18 protein-coding genes are annotated in these 20223 nt (G+C 67.6%); 13 read left to right on the top strand and 5 right to left on the bottom strand.

The genetic code is table 11. The annotated features are described in order from the left end of the window. Position 1: 1 nt before the first annotated feature. The 4 genes from ABZV44_RS42145 to ABZV44_RS42160 all read right to left on the bottom strand — a co-directional run bounded on the left by ABZV44_RS42145 (position 2) and on the right by ABZV44_RS42160 (position 6541). Positions 2–883 carry a DUF4231 domain-containing protein gene (locus ABZV44_RS42145; protein ID WP_354849874.1) on the bottom strand — a complete coding sequence of 294 codons (882 nt, stop codon included), beginning with the start codon at positions 881–883 and terminating at the stop codon, positions 2–4. Beyond that, the gene (locus tag ABZV44_RS42150; RefSeq protein ID WP_354849877.1) at positions 880–5178 is read right to left on the bottom strand and encodes a TIR domain-containing protein; all 4299 of its coding nucleotides are present in this window, start codon (positions 5176–5178) and stop codon (positions 880–882) included. The genes ABZV44_RS42145 and ABZV44_RS42150 overlap by 4 nt, the downstream gene beginning before the upstream one ends. 103 nt (positions 5179–5281) lie before the next feature. Then, the gene (locus ABZV44_RS42155; RefSeq protein WP_354849879.1) at positions 5282–5947 is read right to left on the bottom strand and encodes a respiratory nitrate reductase subunit gamma; all 666 of its coding nucleotides are present in this window, start codon (positions 5945–5947) and stop codon (positions 5282–5284) included. A gap of 114 nt (positions 5948–6061) precedes the next feature. Beyond that, a complete protein-coding gene (locus tag ABZV44_RS42160; protein WP_354849882.1) occupies positions 6062–6541 on the bottom strand; it encodes a pyridoxamine 5'-phosphate oxidase family protein in 480 nt (159 codons plus the stop codon). A 124-nt stretch (positions 6542–6665) separates the two neighbouring features. Between ABZV44_RS42160 and ABZV44_RS42165 the strand changes: the two genes are divergently transcribed. After that, a complete protein-coding gene (locus tag ABZV44_RS42165) occupies positions 6666–8615 on the top strand; it encodes a GMC family oxidoreductase (protein ID WP_354849885.1) in 1950 nt (649 codons plus the stop codon). A gap of 46 nt (positions 8616–8661) precedes the next feature. Here ABZV44_RS42165 and ABZV44_RS42170 read toward each other — a convergent pair whose 3' ends face one another. Continuing rightward, positions 8662–9270, bottom strand: a complete 609-nt coding sequence (locus ABZV44_RS42170) for a TetR family transcriptional regulator (RefSeq protein WP_354849888.1) — start codon at positions 9268–9270, stop codon at positions 8662–8664. 108 nt (positions 9271–9378) lie between these two features. Between ABZV44_RS42170 and ABZV44_RS42175 the strand changes: the two genes are divergently transcribed. The 12 genes from ABZV44_RS42175 (at position 9379) to ABZV44_RS42230 (ending at position 20218) form a co-directional block, all read left to right on the top strand. Then, entirely contained in the window at positions 9379–10617 is a 1239-nt protein-coding gene (locus tag ABZV44_RS42175) for an alkane 1-monooxygenase (protein WP_354849890.1), read from the top strand. Then, positions 10617–10802: a rubredoxin gene (locus tag ABZV44_RS42180; protein ID WP_354849893.1), complete on the top strand. Its 186-nt coding sequence runs from the start codon at positions 10617–10619 to the stop codon at positions 10800–10802. The genes ABZV44_RS42175 and ABZV44_RS42180 overlap by 1 nt, the downstream gene beginning before the upstream one ends. Next, positions 10799–10981, top strand: a complete 183-nt coding sequence (locus tag ABZV44_RS42185; RefSeq protein ID WP_354849896.1) for a rubredoxin — start codon at positions 10799–10801, stop codon at positions 10979–10981. Before ABZV44_RS42180 ends, ABZV44_RS42185 begins: the two co-directional genes overlap by 4 nt. Next, complete coding sequence (locus ABZV44_RS42190) at positions 10978–12267, top strand: FAD-dependent oxidoreductase (protein ID WP_354849899.1); 1290 nt, start codon at positions 10978–10980, stop codon at positions 12265–12267. The genes ABZV44_RS42185 and ABZV44_RS42190 overlap by 4 nt, the downstream gene beginning before the upstream one ends. A 332-nt stretch (positions 12268–12599) precedes the next feature. Continuing rightward, on the top strand, positions 12600–13397 hold the full coding sequence (locus ABZV44_RS42195) for an ABC transporter permease (protein WP_354849963.1): 798 nt from the start codon (positions 12600–12602) through the stop codon (positions 13395–13397). Beyond that, positions 13397–14266, top strand: a complete 870-nt coding sequence (locus ABZV44_RS42200; protein ID WP_354849902.1) for an ABC transporter permease — start codon at positions 13397–13399, stop codon at positions 14264–14266. Before ABZV44_RS42195 ends, ABZV44_RS42200 begins: the two co-directional genes overlap by 1 nt. Before the next feature lie 3 nt (positions 14267–14269). Beyond that, on the top strand, positions 14270–15298 hold the full coding sequence (locus ABZV44_RS42205) for an MlaD family protein (protein WP_354849905.1): 1029 nt from the start codon (positions 14270–14272) through the stop codon (positions 15296–15298). Next, positions 15295–16302, top strand: a complete 1008-nt coding sequence (locus tag ABZV44_RS42210; RefSeq protein ID WP_354849908.1) for an MCE family protein — start codon at positions 15295–15297, stop codon at positions 16300–16302. Before ABZV44_RS42205 ends, ABZV44_RS42210 begins: the two co-directional genes overlap by 4 nt. Further along, positions 16302–17315 (top strand): MlaD family protein, encoded by a 1014-nt coding sequence (locus ABZV44_RS42215; protein ID WP_354849911.1) that lies wholly within the window; start codon positions 16302–16304, stop codon positions 17313–17315. The genes ABZV44_RS42210 and ABZV44_RS42215 overlap by 1 nt, the downstream gene beginning before the upstream one ends. After that, a complete protein-coding gene (locus ABZV44_RS42220) occupies positions 17316–18245 on the top strand; it encodes an MCE family protein (RefSeq protein ID WP_354849914.1) in 930 nt (309 codons plus the stop codon). It abuts the gene before it with no gap. Then, a complete protein-coding gene (locus ABZV44_RS42225; RefSeq protein WP_354849917.1) occupies positions 18242–19267 on the top strand; it encodes an MlaD family protein in 1026 nt (341 codons plus the stop codon). The genes ABZV44_RS42220 and ABZV44_RS42225 overlap by 4 nt, the downstream gene beginning before the upstream one ends. Next, positions 19268–20218 (top strand): MlaD family protein, encoded by a 951-nt coding sequence (locus ABZV44_RS42230; protein WP_354849920.1) that lies wholly within the window; start codon positions 19268–19270, stop codon positions 20216–20218. Positions 20219–20223 lie beyond the last annotated feature (5 nt).

Genomic DNA, 20223 nt, shown 5'->3' on the forward strand with positions numbered 1-20223 from the left:
CTCAACGGGCGCTGTCCTGTTCGGACCACTTGGCCATCCAGGCGGTGTTCTCGGTGGCGATGACGGATTCGCAGGCGGCGACGAAGGCGGGCCAGTCGGTGATCACGCTCGTGGCGCGGTTGTCGGCGAGGCTCTGGAGGTGGTGGGCGGCGGCCAGGTAGGTCATGGCCAGGTAGTCGTAGCGCTGGGCGGTCACGTAGGCGGCGATATTGGCGGTGGCCGTGGTGAGGACCGCGACCCAGGGCGCCAGGGCGGTGGGGCCGGTGCCCGGGGTGATGGCGGCGGCGGCCGCGATCAGCGCGGTCGCCATGCCCAGGGCTATCGCGAACCGGCGCCAGCGCGCCGTGCGCTGCGTGTACCGGCGGGCCATCGGCCGGTAGTAGTCGTCGATTTGACCCCGAATCCGTTGCCGGACATATGTTTCCGGCGTCATGGCGGCGGGCGGCGGGATCCCCGGCGTCGCGTCGGAGTCGACGTAGGGCAGCAGATCGGTCGCGGCGGTGACGATTTCGGCGGCCTTGTGACGCAGGACGTCGATGCCGATCACGGCGCCGGCGCGGAATTCGTAGATCAGCCGCTTGATGCCCTCCGAGGTCGCGCGCGCCCGCGTCCATGCCCGGACGGTATCGGGGGTGAGGAACTGGATTCCGACGAAGGCGGCGAGGGCCAGGCACACCGCGCCGAGGGCCGCAACGCAGGTTCGTGCCGGGCCGCCGGAATGCAGCACGGTCGCGGTGGTGGTCGTGCACAACGCTCCGAGGGTGCCGGCCGCGAACGCGGTGATCCGCGCCCGATCGAGGCGGTGCTTCAGCCGTCCGGCGGTCTGTGACCAGCGCAGTCGTTCGGCCCACAGTTCGGCGACGACCTCGTCGTTCGTGCTCATGTGCCCGCGTCCGGTGCGACCGGCAGGTTCTGGCAGGCCTTGCGGTAGGGGATGCTCGGTGACACCCATTCGTTCCACTCCTTGTGGCTCATGTTCGCGCTGAGCTTGTCGCACAATCGGTCCGGCCAGACGGCGGGACCGGGCCAGAGACGGATGGATGCGCGCCGGCCGTCCCCGAAGGGTGATCCGATGGTCGCGATCTGGTGGTCGTCGGGACTGACGGCCAACGCTCGGATGTCGTCTGCGGGGCCGACCATCGGTTTACCGACGGGGAGGCCCGATTCCGTATCCCAGATCCGAATGGACTTACCGGTCCCCGCGATCAGGTATCGGCCATCAGCACTGAACGAGATGGCGTGGATGTCATACATGGGAGCTCGCATCGAATCTCTGATCAGCTTCCGGGAGTCGACATCGAACATCCTGATGGAGTCGGCACTCGCCGAGGCGAATCGGCGGCCATCAGGACTGAACGCGAGGAAGGTCGAGGTGTCGGTGTCGGAGAGCGGCTCACCGACCTGACGATGGGAGTCCGCATCCCAGACCTCGACTTTGGCGAAGCGACCGTTGGTGACAATGCGTCGGCCGTCCGGGCTGAACGCTACCGCGGTGACGACCGAATGTTCGTCGATCGGGGCGCCGATGCGGTGCCCGGTGCTCGAATCCCACAGGATCACGCTGTGGTCGATGCCGAGCGTCGGCGACGCCGGGTCGTAGACCCGGAAACCTTCGGTCAGAAAGTTCTTCGGTGTCACTCCGCCGACCGTGGCCAGGCTCGTTCCGTCCGGGCTCAGCATCGAGGCGACCACCGCCGGTTGTGCCTCGATATCCCAGGTGGCTGTGGGTGCACCGTTTTTCGTGTCGTAAGTCGCGACCCGGAAGGAGATGGTCGAATCGTCGATGGATGTGGCGATTTGATCGGCCGGCATCTTGTAACCCGTCTCGAGGGCGATAATGCGCGAGCCATCGGGACTGAACATGGCGTTGGCCGGTATCCACGGGTCCGTCCGGATGCTGGAGACGACGGTTCCGGTCGCGGCGTCCCAGATCCGAATGACGCCGGGCGCACTCGTCGCGGGATCCTTCCGGGCGCCGGCGGACACCAGACGAGTACCGTCCGCGCTGTAGTGAATCGACAGGATCGAGGTGTCGTCCGCGGCGATCACAGTGCCTGAACCGGCGGCGTCAGCGTTCCATACCCGCACGGTGTCATCGCCGCCCGAGAGGACTTCGCGTCCGCCAAGGTTGAATCCAACTCCTTTGACGGCGCTGTGATGTCCGATCAGCGGGTTGCCGACCGGCTGCCGGGATGTCGCATCCCAGAGCCGAATCGTGCCGTCCGAGCTGCCGGACACGACACCGTGCCCGTCCGCGCTGAATGCGACGGCTTTGACGATACTGTCGTGGCCGCTGAGAGCAGACCCTGCCGGCTGCAGGGTTGTCGCGTCCCAGAAGTGCACAAGCTTGTCGTAGCCGCCGGACACGACCATGCCTCCGCCCGGAGCGACCGCGACGGCGAATGCCGTGTTGTGTACCTGGTCCGGGGTCTCCGCGATCGCCACGCCGGATTCGGTGTCCCAGAGTCGCAATCCGGAATCCGCGGTGGCGACGAGGCGGTTTCCATCGGGCAGGAAGGCGAGCTGGAAAGCTATGTCGGCGTTCCACTGGCGAAGCTGTTGTCCGGCAACGACATCCCATATCTGGATCGCGCCGGGGAACATGCCTGCGGCCAGGCGTCGCCCATCCGCGCTGAACGCCACCGACAAGACGGCCCCGTGTCCGGTGTTGAAGGGGCCGGCGACGTGCGCACCGCTCTGCGCATCCCACACCTGTACTGTTCCGTCATTGTCCGCAGAGGCGAGCCGGGTGCCGTCCGAGCTGTATGCGAGACCATTGACGGCACTCTTGTTGTGAGCGGTGAACGGTGCCCCCGTGGCCTGTCCGGTGACGCCCTCTCTCAGCTGTATGGTTCCCGCGCTCGCGGCCGCCGCATGGCGTCCGTCTGGGCTGACGGCGAAGGCTGTGACGTCATCATGTGCGGGCGTATCGAATATCTTCACCTCGTCGGGCGTGACCGACAGCGCGTCGAGGACCGCGCCGTCGTCGGGCCGCGAGCCGATCTGGCGCGCCGCGAGGATCTGCTGGATGGCTCGCGTGTCGCCGCCGGGCCGGGCCCCGGCGAGCATGGCCTGCCCCTCGGAGACCAGGCGCAGTGCGGTCGATTCGTGGAGCCGCTGATCGGCCTCGTTCTGCGCCAATGTGGCTCGGACCGCGAAGAATCCGGCGACCAGGGCCGCGATGACGGTGAGCGCCAGCACCGCCCGCAGGATGTGTGACCGGCGGCGTAGTCCGGCGGCGTAGGCGCGCGCGTCGTTCAGTTCCTTGTCGTGGCGGCGCTGTTCGGCTGCGGTCTCGGCATCCTGTCGCTGCCGGGAGGCGGTGAGGAACTCACGCGCGGAGGCCAGTCGATCGGCGAAATTCGGTGTCGCGGCGACCTTTTCGGCCTCGTGAAGGCGGGCGCCCGCCATCAGCCAGGCGTCGTCGCGTCCACTGTTCTCCCATTCGGCGGCGGCGCGGTCGAGGCCGTCGGCGGTGCGCAGATCGGTGGCCTCCTCGCGCAGCCATTGGGCGAGCGCGGGCCATTCGCTGAGCAGGCTTTCCAGCGCCACCTCGACGGTGGTCTCGCCGCCGCGTTCGTCCTGGACCACCAGCCGGTGGTCGACGAACGCGGCGATGAGCGGGCGGCTGGTGGCGGGCAGGTCGCTCAGGCGGGCGATGCGGCGCAGCGGCTGGTCGTGGTCCGGGGCGATGGTGGCCAGCCAGGGCACGAAGGCGGCGCGCAACTCGGCCAGTTGCCGCGGCCGCATCGAGTCGTCCTGGGTGAGAATCGAATCGATCTCCGACTCGACCACGTGCGCCATCCCGCCCATCGCCTGGTAGTCGGCGACGGTCAGTTCTCCGGCGGCGGCGTAGTCGAGGTACAGCCGCCACAGTGTCAGGGACAGCAGCGGCAGGGGGTTCGCGCTGTCCGCGCAGTCGGCGAGCAGCCGTTCCACGAGATCCTCGCGCACCACGAGCGGATTGCCGGCCGCGGTCGCGCGCTCCGCCGGGCCCTGCACGACCTCGGCGAACCGCGCGGGCTGCAGGGGACGCAACTCGTCGAACACCGTGCTCTTCACGGCCGCCAGCGCGGGCGAGGTCTGCAGCGGTTCGTAGCGGTCGGCCCGAATGGTCAGTGCGGCAATGAGATCCAGGCCGTCGGCGACGAGCCGGGCGAGAATCGACTGGAACAACCCGGCCTCGGGTCCGGCCTCGCCGCCGAACAGTTCCTCGGCCTGATCCACCGGGAGCACGAGGGTCGGCGGCTTGGAGTCGCTCGAACCGGGCACGGCGTCCGTCGCGGCCGCCTGTGCCTCCCGCAGCCAGGTGGTGACCTGCCTCGGATCGGACCCGCATGCTGCCTTGATCGCACCGAGGGTGGGTTGGGTGAGCCCCAGCCGTTGCCGCACCTCGAACAGTGCTGCGGCCAGGCCGATCGGGCCCGTCACCGCGGCGCGTTCGGGCCGGACGATGTCGAGCACCAGAAAATGCCGGCCGTCCCGGCGCAGCCGGGGGAGTAGTCCGGCCCGCAGGAACGACGACTTGCCGGCGCCCGACGGGCCGAGGATGACGAACAGGTTCTCGACGCGGGCGGCCCGCATGCCGCGCAGCATGTCCAGGCCGCGCACGATCTGGGCGTCCCGGCCGAAGTACACGGCCGCGTCGATCGCTTCGAACGGCTCCCATCCGCGATAGGGCGCGCGCCCGGGATCATTCGGTGGCGGCCACTCGAAGTATTCGGCTCCGATACCCGCTTCGCGCAATCCGCGGCGCAGCCGCCGCAGGCCCTCGCTCGCGAATTCGACGGGCGGACCCCCGGGCACCGGGATCGCTGTCATGGGGCCGGGGCCGAACAGATCGCTCTGCTGCCACTCCCGGGTGGATTCGCGGCTCGCGAACGGTTCCAGACGCACGGCGAAAATTCGCTTGTTGAGGTTCTCCGCGGTCCGGACCTCGGTGCGGCATTCCGCCGACGAATCCCACGTCTCCGAGATCAGGCAGATCACGGCCTCGCACCGGGAAGTGGCCCGGACCAGGGCATCCTTCCAGCGGACCCCGGGCGCGATACCCGTGTCGGGATCCAGGTCGAGGAAGATCTCGTCGACCAGAGCCGGGTCCTGCTCGACGAGCCAGGCCTTCAGCGCGATAGCCTGCCGGTTGTCCCGGCTGGAATGGCTGAGGAAAATGCGCGCCATTGCCCGAGTGTTGCCAACTCCGGTGGCCGCGTCCTGAGTACCGCATTACTCGAATTACTCGGGGAATGGAAGCAACCTCCCGGTAATCGCGGTTCCGGGAGGATCAGACCGACGGCGCGGACCGGTAGGGGGCGACGGCGACCTGGCGGACGACGCGCACCACGGGGACGGTGAGGATGCCGGCCAGGCGGGTGTAGGGCCAGACCGCGATGATCAGCATCACGATGAGTCCGCGCGCCTGGTACAGGATCGGGGCGTGGTCCATGACCGCCGGTTCCGGATGCAGGGCGATCAGCGAGCGCGCCCAGGTGAAAAGCGTTTCGGCGGTGCGGTATCGGCCGTCGGTGGACCCGCCGTCGAAGGTCACCAGCACGGCCGATATGAGCGCCGCCGCAAGCAGCGGCAGCGTGATGCGGTCCACCGGGGTCACCCGCTGCCGGACATCGGCGTCGATCAGCGGCGGTATCAGGATGAGCGCCACCCCCGCGATGGTCACCGGCACGGCCACGATCTGAATGGCCGCCAGCACCAGCTGGATATCGTGGCCGGGTCGCGAATGCGGCCCGGACGCAAGCATTTCCATCACCCGCACCAGGAACACGATCGGGAAGCCGGCGCGCACCGCCGCGATCCCGGCCCGCTGCGCTCGATCGATGTGCGGCCCATACAGATACCCGCGGAACCCATCGCGCCGATACCGCCAGACATGCCCGACCGCGCACGACAGCATGGCGGCGTAAGGCAGCGCCACCCACAACGCGATCATCATGCCCTCACCTCACGGAGATCGGTATCCGCACTACTCGCCGAGCAACTTTCGCACGCCCGACGCCTGCAGAGAAGTGTCGAATCGTGCCACACCGGCGGACCGCCTCGGCCCCCACTACTGCCAGAGATGAGACATCATGTGCGGGTACCGAACCGGTCGATAGTCGGTGAAGGTGAAATCCCGGACGTGGCTGAAATCCGACCACAGCAGTCGGCCACCCTCGAGGCGCACGGGAATTCGCACCCGATTCCGTACCTGCCGCAGTTCCTCGTCGGTGGCGGGGCGCTTCGCGCCTACCGTGCCGTAGAGGCGGACCCCCGGCGGGGCCGGGAAGCGCGCCGTCAACAGAGACCGGAACCAGAACAGCGGACTGCTGTCCACGGCCAGCACGCACACCCGGGAATCGGCGTCCAGGTTGCGGGCCAGCGCCTCGGTGTACTGGTCGAAATAGAACCCGGTCCCGGTGTCGCCCAGGAAGACCGTGCCGATCGGCGTGACATTCGGCGAACCGTCCGCATTCACCGAGGCGATCGCGCAGTGTCCGGCGCGGGATACGGTGTCGCGGATGCGATCCCAGTTCTGATCGAGTGTCACGCGTGGTCCTGACCGGTTCGGACGGATGGGGCGATTCGAGGGTAACCGGATTCCGGCGAGACAAGTGAGGGCGGTGTGCCGCATTTGCCGGGACAGCGGCGGGGGTGTGGCGCATGATGGCGGCATGGCTTCAGACGCGGCCCGGCGTGCCGTACTCGGAATGGTGTGTGACAGCTTCGCGCCGGGGGACGGGGGTGATCTGCCGGCGGCCTCCGAGCTGGGGGTGGTCGACACCGTCACCGAACTACTCGGGCGCAATCCGCGGGACGCGGAACGGCGGCAGTTCGAACTGCTGATGCGCGTATGGGATTCACGGCTGTTCGGGTTGCTCAACGGCGCGGGCTGGCGGAAGTTCTCGCGGCTGAGCGCCGAAGAACGGGAACGCTGGTTGCTGGGGATGGCCAATTCGCGGCTCGAACAGAAGCGAGCGCTGTTCCAGGCATTGAAGGGGGCGGCGGTCACCTCCTATTACTTGACGCCCGGGCCCACCGGGATCAATCCGGTGTGGGATCGGATCGGTATTCCGCCCGCCTTCGGACCCGTCGAGGGCGCGCAGCGCGGGCTCAGCCCGCAGCGTCCGGATGCCGACACCACCGTCGGGTGCGATGTGGTGGTGATCGGGTCGGGTGCGGGCGGTGGCACGGCCGCGGCGGTGCTGGCCCGGGCCGGGCTCGACGTGGTGGTGCTGGAACGCGGTGAGTACTACGACGATCCGGATTTCGGCATCGGCGAGAAGGAAGGCTTGCTGAAGCTGTACGCCCCGGGCCCGGCCGCCACCGCCGAAGGTCAGCTCGGGCTGGTAGCCGGGACCGCGTTGGGCGGCGGCACGGTGGTCAACTGGACCACTTCCTTCCGCACCCCGGACGATGTCCGCGCGGAATGGGCCCGGCTGGGCGCACGGCAGTTCGCCGAGCAGGAGTACACCGACGCCCTCGAGGCCGTGGTGTCGCGTCTCGGGGTGAACCTCGATCACTCACCCGCCTCGCGCCGCGACGAGATTCTCGAGCGCGGCCTGCGCAAGCTGGACTGGCACGTCGAGCCGCTGCCCCGCAATGTCACCCACTGCGATGCCGGAACCGAATGCGGGCGTTGCGGTTTCGGCTGCCGGATCGGCGCGAAGCAGTCGGTGGTCAAGACCTGGCTGGCGGACGCGGCCGCGGCGGGCGCGCGCCTGTTCGTGGGCACCGATGTGCGGCGCATCGTGATCGCCAATGGCAGCGCCACCGGCGTGGAAGCCGTGACGGCCGAGGGTCGTTCGGTCTGGGTGCGGGCCCGTGCGGTGGTGGTCGCCGCCGGGGCCATCCAGACTCCCGCCCTGCTGCGCCGTTCCGGCCTGGGCAACCGCAATATCGGTGACTTCCTCCGATTGCACCCGGCCACAGCGGTTTTCGGGATCTTCGCCGAGGATATCCGCCCCTGGGAGGGGGGCATGCAGACCCGGTACTCCAAGCAGGACCGTGACCTCGACGGGAACGGCTACGGCGTCATCTATGAGACCGGACCCATGACCCCGGGCATGTCGGTCGGCTTCCAGGCCTGGACCGGCGCGGTCACCCATCGCGACCGCATGCTGAAGCTCGCCAATACCGTCGCCGTCGGCGTGATCACCCGCGACCGCGACCACGGCACGGTCGAGACCGACCGCCGGGGTGAGGCGGTGGTGCGCTACCGCATCTCCGCCCGCGACGCCGCCCACATGCACACCGGAATCGTCAATGCCGCACGCATTCTGGAGGCGGCCGGGGCGGAGCGGATCTTCTCCGGCCATCAGGCCGGCGTCGGCTACGAGCCCGGCGCGAGCGGTTCGCACGAGGAGTTCGCCGCGCAGGCCGCCGCGGCCGGGTACGCGCCGGGCCGGTGCTCGATGGGCGCGCTGCACATCATGGGCTCGGCCCGCATGGGCGGCTCACCCGCGGATTCGGCCACCAATCCCGACGGTGTCACCTGGGACGTCCCGAATATCGTGGTGGCCGACGGCTCCTGCTTCCCGACCGCCTCCGGCGTGAACCCGATGGTCAGCATCGAGGCCATCGCCCACATGAACGCCACCAGGCTCGCCGCGCGCCTGACCTGATGTCGTCCCGACGTGGCGAGATTTCCCGATCTGCCTGCGCGGCAGCCTATTCCAGGGCCGCGCCGAAGGCGCCGACGATCACCCGATGGATCTGGCCGACGGCCCGGTCGATCGGGCCTGTCGGCTGGAACAGATGGCTCAGGGCGAGCCGGACCAAGACCTCCGACATCGAGGTCAGCTCGGCATCGCTCATATCGTCGAGCCCGTACTGGGTGCGCAGCGCGCCCGAGACCGCGGTGATCGCGCGGCCCAGGACCGGCTCGGTCTCGGTCATCAGCACCGGCAGCAGGGCGGTATCGGTCTCCGACCGTCCGGCCAGTACCGCCTTGAGCAGGGTGTTGTCGGCGCCCGTCCGCAGCGTGTAGTCCACCGCCTGCGTCATGCCGGCCGCGACGTCCGCGGGATGCGCGGCCAGGCTCTCGGCGATGCCGACCAGGAAGACGTCGACCTCCTGCTGGATCACCACTTCGGCCAGCTCGTGCTTGTTGGCGAATTCCTTGTAGAGCACCGGCCGGCTCACACCGACCTCCTTGGCCAGCCGCGACATGTTCACCGCGCCCCAGCCCTCGGTGATGACTATCCGCCGGCCCGCGTCGATGATCCGCTCACGCAGCAACTGCCGCATCTCTGTCTGGAAGTTCGGCGCTTCAACCACGTCCTGATGGTACATGAGCTCAACTTTCGTCCCGTCGTTGACAGATTGGATCACAGTGTATCTAATGAATACAGATCTTCGGAAAGTGTAAACGCAAGGAGTACGGCAATGACGACGTCTCGTTCTCGAGTTGAGCGCGGCCGGGAGCCGGAGGCTTCGGCCCGCCCGCAGTGGCGTGACCGCAAGCGGTATCTGTGGTTGTTCGGTCTCGTACCCCCGACCGCCCTGTTCGTGGCGATGGTGCTGGTGTGGGCGTTCAACGAGCTCGGCTGGTCGGTCGTCGCCCCGGTCTGGTGGTGGATCGGTCCGCTGCTGGTCTACGGGCTGCTGCCGGTGCTGGACCGCTTCTTCGGCCCGGACGGCCAGAACCCGCCCGACGAGGTGATGGAGTACCTGGAGAACGACAAGTACTACCGGTACTGCGTCTACACCTACATTCCCTTCCAGCTGCTGAGCCTGACCGTCGCCTGCTACCTGTGGACCGCGAGCGACCTGTCCTGGCTGGGCATCGACGGCGGCCTCGGCGTGGTCTCCAAGATCGGCCTGGCGCTGAGCATGGGTGTCATGGGCGGCGTCGGCATCAACACCGCGCACGAACTCGGCCACAAGAAGGACGAATTGGAGCGCTGGCTGTCGAAGATCACGCTCGCCCAGACCTTCTACGGCCACTTCTACATCGAGCACAACCGCGGCCATCACGTGCGGGTCGCCACGCCCGAGGATCCGGCCAGCGCCCGCTTCGCCGAGACCTTCTGGTCCTTCCTGCCGCGCAGCGTATGGGGCAGCCTGCGCTCGTCGTGGGAGTTGGAGGCCAAGCGACTGGAGCGACTGGGCAAGCGCCCGTGGACGATTCGCAACGACGTGCTCAATGCCTGGCTGATGTCGGTGGTGCTGTGGGGCGTGCTGGCCGCGGTCTTCGGCCCGGCGGTGCTGCCCTGGCTGGTGATCCAGGCGATCTACGGTTTCACCCTGCTCGAGACCGTCAACTACCTCGAGCACTACGGCCTCATGCGTCAGAAGACCGCCGGCGGCCGCTACGAGCGGTGCACCCCGGAGCACAGCTGGAACTCCGACCACATCGTCACGAATATCTTCCTGTACCACCTGCAGCGGCACAGCGATCATCACGCGAACCCCACCCGCCGCTATCAGACGCTGCGCAGTATGGACGGCGCGCCGAACCTGCCCAGTGGCTACGCCAGCATGATCTCGCTGGCTTACTTCCCGCCACTGTGGCGGCGGGTGATGGATCACCGGGTGCTCGAGCACTATTCGGGCGACATCACCAAGGTGAACATCCAGCCCCGCAAGCGTGCGCGCGTGCTGGCGAAGTACGGGGTGGCGTGATGTCGTCCTACCGTTGCCCGGTCTGCGATTACGTCTACGACGAGGCGAAAGGCGCTCCGCGGGAAGGCTTCCCGGTCGGCACACCCTGGTCCGCGGTTCCCGACGACTGGTGCTGCCCCGACTGCGGGGTGCGCGAAAAGATCGATTTCGAACCCACTTCCACCTCGACAGGACACCACTCATGAGCGACTACAAACTCTTCCGCTGCCTGCAGTGCGGCTTCGAATACGACGAGGCCCTGGGCTGGCCCGAGGACGGCATCGCCGCCGGCACCCGCTGGGACGACATCCCCGACGACTGGTCCTGCCCGGATTGCGGCGCTGCCAAGAGCGATTTCGAGATGGTCGAGGTCAGCCGCGCGTGAGCGGCCGCATCGTCATCGTGGGCGCGGGCGTCGCGGGTGCCACCGCCGCCCGCACCCTGCGCACCGAGGGGTACACCGGCGAGATCGTGCTGCTCGGCGCGGAACCCGGCCACCCGTACCGCCGCCCCATGGTGTCGAAGGAACTCCTCGCCGGAACCGTCGAGGACCGCCGGACCCTGTTGCAGCCCATGGACTTCTGGCACACCCACCGGATCGACCTGCGCCCCGGCACCACGGTCGAATCCATCGACCCGGGCCCGGCGCTGGTGTGGCTGGCCGACGGCACGGCGATCGGCTACGACACCCTCCTCCTGGCCACCGGAGCCCGGCCGCGCGCATTGTCGATGGCCGCCACGCCGGTCCGCCCCGATCTCGACCGCAGGGGTGTCGAGATCGGGGGACGGCGTCCCGACACGGGCGAGCGGATCCACACGCTGCGCGGCCGGGCGGATGCGGAGGTCTTGCGGGAGGCGATCGCACAGGGCGGATCGCTGCTGATCGTCGGGGCCGGGCTGATCGGCTGCGAGGTCGCGGCAACCGCACGGGGGCTCGGTGCGGAGGTCACGGTGCTGGACGCGGCGGCCGTGCCGCTGGAGCGCGTCGCGCCACGGACGATCGGCGATTATCTCCGGAAGTTGCACGCGGACAACGGGGTTGCGATCCACACCGACGTCCGGCTGACGCATCTCGCCCAGGACGGTGCGGAGGTGGTCGCCGTGGCCGCCGATGACAGCACCTGGACGGCGGCCGCGATGCTGGTCGCGATCGGATCTGTCCCGGACACTCGGCTCGCCGAGGCTGCCGGACTGGCGGTGGATGATGGGATTCGGGTGGACGAGCACTATCGGACATCCGCGCCCGGGGTCTATGCGGCCGGTGACGCGGTGGCCCGATTCGATCCCGTGTCGGGCGGGTATCGACGCGAGGAGCATTGGAACAGCGCCCAGTCCCAGGGCGCGGCGGCGGCCCGATCGATGCTGGGATTGCCCGCCGCGGCTGCTGAGGTCCCCTGGGGCTGGTCGATGCAATATGGCCGGAACGTGCAGTTCGCGGGCGTGATCCACGCTGGTGACGAGCTGGTGGTGCGAGGCCGGGTCGAGGCGGGGGACGCGACGGTGCTCGCACTGCGCGAGGGCCGCGCGGCCGGTGCGGTCGCCATTGCCCGGCCGGCGGAGTTCCGGGCGGCAAAGGACCTGATCGGGCGGGGCGCGGTGCTGGATCCCGGTGCCTGCGTGGACGAAACCCGGCCGCTGGCCGAGGCGGTCGCACTGTCCGGACAGTCGTGAGGGCATGCGCCCGCAGTTGAGCTAACCGCCCGCAAAATCCGAAATGCCGCTGGACCGGTCGAATGGTTCAGCGGCATTTCGCATTTGCCGACTCATTGCTGAAACCTGCTGGTAGGACATGCTATTCGCGCGGCGCGCGTATTTTTCCCCGGCCGGCGTCCCCCTGTCAAGCCCGCGAGTATTTCCGTGAAGACTGACACGTCAGTCCGAAATCTGTATTACTGTCTCGGTCAGTTCGAACCGGTTGGCAGAGGGACCGGTCGGCATCGACCAACAGTGGGGCTGTGGGGTGGTGAACATTGGTCGACAAGGCTGTTCGGGGGCCGGAACCGTTGGTGCGGCAGGCAATCGAATTCGTTCTCTCGGGGCTGCGGACATTCGGACGCACCATTCAGCTGGCGATCGCGGCGTTCCGGTTCCTGGTCGTCGATATCGTCACACTGCGCCATCCGTGGCGTGACACGCTACAGCAGGGCTGGTTCGTCGTCAGCGTGACGGCGATTCCCGCTGTGCTGGTGTCGGTTCCGTTCGGTGTCATCGTGGCGGTGCAGGTGGGGAGCCTGACCCAGCAGGTGGGCGCGAGCTCGGTGTCCGGCGCGGCCGGCGGCCTGGGCGTGATCCGGCAGGGCGCGCCCATGGTGACCGCGCTGCTGCTGGGCGGCGCGGCCGGGTCGGCCATCGCCTCGGACCTGGGTGCGCGCACCATTCGCGACGAAGTGGATGCCTTGCGCGTCATGGGAATCGATCCGGTGCGCCGGCTGGTCGCGCCGCGGCTGGCCGCCATGATCGCGCTCACGCCGCTGCTGTGCATGCTGATCGTCTTCATGGGCGTGTTCACCGGCTATGTGATCGCCGTCGGTTTCCAGGGCGTGACGCCCGGCTCCTACCTGTCCGCGTTCGCGGCCTTCGCCAAGCTGACCGACCTGTGGGTGGCCATCGCGAAGTCGATCGTCTTCGGGGTGATCGTGCTGGTGGTGTCCTGTCAGCGCGGACTCGAGGCCACGGCCGGCCCGCGCGGGGTGGCCAATGCCGTGAACGCCGCGGTGGTGATCGGCGTGATCGCCGCCTTCGGCGTGAATCTGGTGATCACCCAGCTGGTTTCGATGTTCATCCCGACGCAGGTGGGCTGATGACACAGGTACCAGCCAGATACGCGCCGCTCGGGACGGCGGGCCGGGTCATCGGCGCGAGCGCGCAGGCGCCCCTGTCCGTCATCGAATCCCTGGGCCACCAGGCGACTTTCGTCTACGAGGTGCTCGCCGCCATCCCGCACACACTGCGGATCTACCGGCGCCAGACCATGCTCATCCTGTCCGACATCACCTGGGGCTCCGGTGCGATCATCGTCGGCGGTGGCACCGTCGCGGTGCTGGCATTCCTGGGCATCGCGGTCGGCGGCTCCATCGGGGTGGAGGGTTTCACCGCGCTGAACATGGTCGGCATGGGCCCGCTCACCGGGTTCGTCTCCGCCTACGCCAATACCCGCGAGATGGCGCCCATGGTGGCGGCCATCGGCTTTGCGGCCCAGGCGGGTTGCCGCATGACGGCCGAGATCGGGGCCATGCGCATCTCCGAGGAGATCGACGCGCTGGAGGCCATCGGCATCCGGCCCATGCCCTTCGTGGTGACCACCCGCGTGATCGCGGGCGTGATCACCATCGTGCCGCTGCACCTGCTCACGCTGATCCTGTCGTACCTCTCGTGCGCGACCGTGGTGAACGTGCTGCACGGGCAGTCCTCGGGTACCTACTACCACTATTTCGACGCCTTCCTGCAGCCCGGCGATGTGCTGGCCTCGCTGGTCAAGGCGACGATCTTCGTGGTCGTCATCATTCTCATCCACGGCTACCAGGGCTTCTACGCCTCGGGCGGCCCGGAGGGCGTGGGCCGGGCCTCGGGCCGGGCCATTCGCGCCAGCCTGGTACTGGTGGTCATCCTGGACATGATCCTCACGATCGTGATCTGGGGCCTGGATGTCGGCATCCGGATCTCGGGGTGAAACATGGCCGTGTTCAAGGACTATTCCGGCCGTAGCGCCGGTCCCTGGATGTTGCGGGCGCGCGGCCTGGTGGTCGCCATCGTGCTCGTCACTGTGACGATTGTCGTGAGTTCCTATGCGCGGGGCGGCTTCTCGGACCGGTTCGAGGTCACCGTCGATGCCGCGACGCTGGGTGAGGGCTTGGCGCCGGGCGCGGAGGTGAAGTTCCGCGGCTACGCCATCGGCACCGTCGAGAAGGTCGAGACCGTCGGCTACGGGCATCAGCGCATCGATCTCGCGATCGAGCGCCGCCAGGCCGACGCCCTCACCGACGACGTCAGCGCCCGCTTCACCTCGTCGAATGTATTCGGTTCCAGCGCCATCGAATTGGTGCCGGGCACCGACGGAAGGAAGCTCCGCGAGCATGCGGTGCTGCAGATCGGGGCGAACGCCACCAATGCCACCGTGGCCGGGGTCTTCCGGCGCGCCGCGCGCCTGACCCAGGTGCTGGATTCGGCCGCGGTGCACCGGCTGTTCGACCTGCTGCTCGACAATGCCCCGAGCATGGGCCCGGTACTGCAGTCGTTCTTCGCGACCGCGAAGCTGCTGGCCGACGGTCAGCAGAACACCATGGCCCACTACCTGCGCATCGGCGGGGACATGACCGGGGCGTTCCGGGACCTGACCCCCTCGGCCGGGCACGCCATCCTGGCCGTGCTCGAGCAGAGTGCCTACTTCGGCGATCCGGAGAACCAGGCGCGCACCAACAAGTCCACCAATGGCGTGAACGACGCGGTGCTGGCAGGGCTTTCGAATCTGCTGCAGCAGAACAACCCGGATCTGCAGAAGATCCTGGACAGCATTCTGGACCTGGCGGTGCCGATCAGTGTGTCGGTGGGGTCGGTGGCCCCGGCCTACAACCGCGTGCCGAATCTGCTGCAGGCCATGGACGGCGCCCTCCCGGTGGTGGACGGCCGGGTCCGGCTGCAGCTCGAGCTGATCGCGAAAACCATGCCGTACCTGGCCGATTCGCTGACCGGAGGGGCGAAATGAGCGAGATCACCAAAGCTGCCCTCAAGCTGACCGTCTTCGTGGTGGTCGTGGCCGCCTGCACCACCTTCATCGTGACGGCGCTGCGCACCCCGATTCCCGGGGACAAGGTCACCTACGATGCCGTGTTCACCGATGTCTCCGGGCTTTTCGCCGGCGACTCGGTGCGCATGTCCGGCGTCGCCGTCGGCAAGGTGGAGTCGGTGTCGCTGGACGGCACTCGGGCGCGGGTGCATTTCACGGTCGATCGGACGCGGCCGGTGTACGACAACACCAAGGCCGCGGTGCGCTACCAGAACCTGATCGGACAGCGGTACGTCGAGTTGCTCACCGAGGGGCCGGGTGGAGCGAAACTAGCTGCCGGAGCGACGATTCCGGTGGATCGGACGATCCCGAGCTTCGATGTGTCCAAGCTGTTCAACGGCTTCGAGCCGATGTTCGACACCTTGGATCCGGCGCAACTGAACCAGTTCGGCACCAACCTGCTGCGGGTCATCCAGGGCGACGGCTCGGGTATCGGGCCGGTGCTGGCGGATCTGGACACACTGACCAAGCACGCCCGCAACAGCGAGGCCGTGATCGTGTTGCTCATCCGGAACCTGGGGATGGTCGCCGATTCCCTCGGCGGCAAATCCGAGGCGGTGGGCGATCTGGTGCGGCAGCTCTCGGGCATCCTGCACCAGTTCACGGCCAAGACCCGGACCATGCTGAACGCGGTCGACACCGCGAAAGGCGTGCTGGGGCCGATGGTTCCGATCCTGGAGGAAGGCCGCGACGCCTACGACACCGGTTACGGACCGGTCGACGGACTGTTGTGGCGGCTGGTGCCGCGCACCGATCAGCTCACCCAGATCCTCGCCCTCACGCCGCAATTGGTGACCGGGCTGAACCAATCGGTGCCGGGTCAGGGCTACCAGCCGCGCATCACGTGCTCGCACGGTGAGGCGGCGCTCCCGGCCGTGGTCGGCGTCATTCTGTCCAACCAGAAACTGGTGGTGTGCAACTGATGAGAGCACTGATCGCCTATGCCGGCGAGCTGATTCGGGACGTGCTCACCGGGCGCGGGGACCAGAACACCCAATTGCGCTGGGGCATGGCCGGTGTCGTGGTGTGCGTGATCGCGCTGGCCATCGCCGGGGCCCTGTATGTGATCCCGTTCGGGCAGCGCACCTACGTGGCCGACTTCAAGATCTCCGGTGGTGCGCGCTCGGGGGACGAGGTGCGGGTGGCCGGCATCAATGTCGGCAAGATCCGCGCCGTGGACCTGGTCGGCGACCACGTCGAGGTCAGCTTCACGGTGAATCACGGTGTGCGCGTGGGGGATAGGTCCGCGGTCGAAGTCAAGATGCTGACCCCGATCGGCGGCCACTACCTGGCGCTGTCCCCGGCCGGGGACAAGGAGCTCGCCGCGAAGCACATTCCGCCGGAGCGCACCGCCACCCCGTTCGAGCTGAGCGACATTCTCGACAAGGGCACGCCGATCTTCGGCAAGGTCGACGCCGCCACCATGCGCGGCACCATCGGGCAGCTGAATTCGGCGCTGGCGCAACAGCCCGACGCGCTTCGCGGGGTCATCGGCAATGCCGATGAGCTGACCGGGCTGCTCGCCGAGCGCACCGACCAGCTCAACAGCGCGCTCGATGTGTCCGACGAGTACATCGCCGCCATTGCCGACGACAAGGCGCTGCTCGCGGATTTCGTGAAACAGCTGGGCGCCGTGGCCGACCAGCTGGGCAATCGCAAGGACGACATCGTGAGCATGTTCAACCTGCTCAAAAGGCTGCTGGTCATCCTGCACCGGCCGATCATGGCCTACGGCGACAGCATCGAGCCGTCGGTGACGCAATTCGAGCAGCTGGTCTCCAAGGTGACCGCGGACCCGGATCGGATCGACACCGTCGTCAACGGGATGCGCGATGTCGTCAACCGGCTCAACGGAATGCTGGGCATCCAGCTGAAAGTGGAGCAGCCGGCCGCCGGAGTCCAGCTGTGCATTCCCTACGAAGGCAAGGCGTGCTGAATGAAATGGGGCAGAGCAGCATTCGCCGCCGGAGTCGCCGTCGCGGTGGTGGCCGCCGGGGTGACCGGGGTGTCGTGGGCGAATTCGAAACGCGATCCGAAACAGAGCGTGTGCGCGGAATTCACCGATACCGTCGGTCTGTATCAGGGCAATAGCGTGACCATGCTCGGTGTCGAGGTCGGCACCGTCGCCAGGATCGAGGCCATGGGCGACCGCATGCGGGTCACCATGAGCGTCGCGGATTCGGTGAAACTCCCGGCCGATATTCAGGCCGTCACCATGTCGAGTTCCATTGTGACGGACCGGCATGTGGAACTCACCAAGCCGTATACCGGCGGCACCCGATTCGACACCTCACAATGCATTCCGTTGGAGCGGACCAGGACGCCGATCGGCATCAGCGAGGCGCTCGACGCCATGGGAAAGCTCGCCGGTGACCTGACCGGGGGCGGCGGTACCGGCGGCAAACCCGACACATTGCTCGACGACACCCTCACCGCGGCGAACAATGCCATCGACGGCACCGGGCAGCAGTGGAATCAATTGCTGCAGCGGCTGTCCGCGGTGATCGGCGATCCGACCCAGAAGGATGCCGTCTTCCGGCGGCTGGTCGACAATCTGGACCAGCTCACCACCATGTTCGTGACCAACTGGCCGGATATGGCGGAGGTGCTGAACAATCTGCGCGCCGGGCTCCAGCTGATCGGGCAGTTCTCGGCCGAATTCTCCGGCGCGGTGGATATCGCGGTGGAGTTCCTCCCGGTGATCGCCCGCAATGTGGGCAAATACGATCAGCAGATCTACGGCCTGCTGGATGCGGTACTGCCGCAGGCGCACACCTTCGTCCAGCAGCACGAGGGTGATATCAATTCGCTGCTGGCCGCTCTGCCGCCACTGGCCGCGCAACTCCCGCAGGTGGGTGCGAAATGAGGTGCGCACCGGTCCTGAGACGCACCGCGATCCGGCTGGCGCCGCTCATCACGGCGGCCACGCTGGTGCTGACCGGCTGCGGGGTGAAGGCCACCGACATCCCGATTCCGGGGACCTATCCCTCCGGCGACACCTACACCGTGCGAATCGAATTCGGCTCGGTGCTGAACCTGCCGGACCGGGCCAAGGTGATCGCCGACGGCGTCGAGGTCGGCATGCTCGATCACATCGATCTGATCGGCACCACCGCGGTGGCGACGGTGAAACTGCACACCGACGCCAAACTGCCGAAGAACACGACCGCGGAATTGCGGCAGTCCACGATTCTGGGCGATATCCACATCGCGCTGGAAGCGCCCCAGCACGCGGACGCCTCGTTCCTCGCCAACGGTGATGTGATTCCGATGTCGCAGACCATTCCCGCCACGAATGTGGAGGACATTCTGCGGGCACTGTCCAACATCATCACCGGTGGACGCTGGTCCGATATCCAGAAGCTGGTCACCGATGTGAACGCGGCGTTCCCGTCGGATCCGGCCGAGCTGGACCGGATCAATGCGGCGGGCCGCGCGGCGTTGCACGACATGGCCTCGCACACCGACGATCTGAATCGCATCCTCACCTCGGCCCAGCAGATCACCGCCAAGCTGGATTCCGGCCGCGGGGCGGTGGATCAGATCCTCACGCTCGGGCCCGACCGGGCCGCCGGCTTGTCGGGTGTGCTGCTGGCGGTGGTCAACCTGATCATCAGCGGCGGCCCGCTGGCCAAGAACGCCGGCGATCTGCTGCTGCCGCACGTCGGCGACTTCCGCTCGATCGTGTCGATCCTCGCGCCGACCGCGGTCACGGCCGGATATGCCGACCTGACCCTGGCGGCCGATCTCGACGCCTTCCACACCCTGCTGAAGGAGAAGATCATTCCCTTCCTCAGCGCCCCGGACGTGCAGGTGCAGCGGGTGTCCGCCGATGTGCAGGCCGACCAGCTGATCACCACACTGCGCTCGATCGGGATGGTGCCCTAGATGAAACTCTCACTCTCCGGGCCGGTTTCGCTGGTCATGCTGCTGGTGCTCACCCTGGCCTGTGGCAGCTACATGGCGGTCGGCGTGCTGAATCTGGACCCGCGCCGCCAGCACAACACCGTCACCGTGCTGCTGGACAGTTCCGGCGGCCTGATGAAGACCTCCGAGGTGACGCTGCGCGGCCTGCCCATCGGCAAGGTCCGCGATATCGGTGCCACCGGCCGCGGATTGGCCGTGACCCTCGAATACGACTCGAAATACCGGATTCCCGTGGACAGCGTGGTGCAGATCGCCAACCTGTCGGCGGCGGGCGAGCAATTCCTCGACTTCCGGCCGAGCGGCACCCAGGGGCCGTTCCTGCACGACGGCAGCGTAGTGCCGAACCGGCAGGTCAAGATCGCGACCACGGTCGGTGACGCGCTCGCCGAACTGGACGCGCTGACCGCGCAACTGGATCCGGCCAAGCTGCAGAACCTGGCCACCACGGTCGCCGCCGGATTCGAGGGCCGCGACGCCGATGTCGCCAACCTGACCAGGGCGCTGGTCGGCACCGCGAACCTGTTGCGGGACAAGCGCGATGCCATCGCGCGGCTGTACGCGAACGTGCAGAACCTCGGCGACAAGTTCGACGGGCGCGCCCCCACCCTGAGCGCGGCCGGCGGGGACATCGACACCGCGCTGCCGGAGCTGCTGCACATCATCGCCGCGTTCCAGAACTACTCCTACATCGGCGAAAAGATCTACGACGATCCGATCGGGCCGCTGGTCACCAAGATCAATGACTATCTGCAGCTGATCGGGCCCGACCTGAGCCATATCGCCACCGTCCTGAAACCCGCGACCAGCGCGATCAAACCGCTGCGCGTCGACGCCGGCTCGATCGTGGACCTGCTGTCCACGGTGTTCCCCGGCGACGGCGCCGCCCATGTGGCCATCGACATTCCTCGCTAGAGAGA

It is taken from the genome of Nocardia sp. NPDC004860 (genome assembly GCF_040609015.1).
Classification (GTDB): Bacteria; Actinomycetota; Actinomycetes; order Mycobacteriales; family Mycobacteriaceae; genus Nocardia.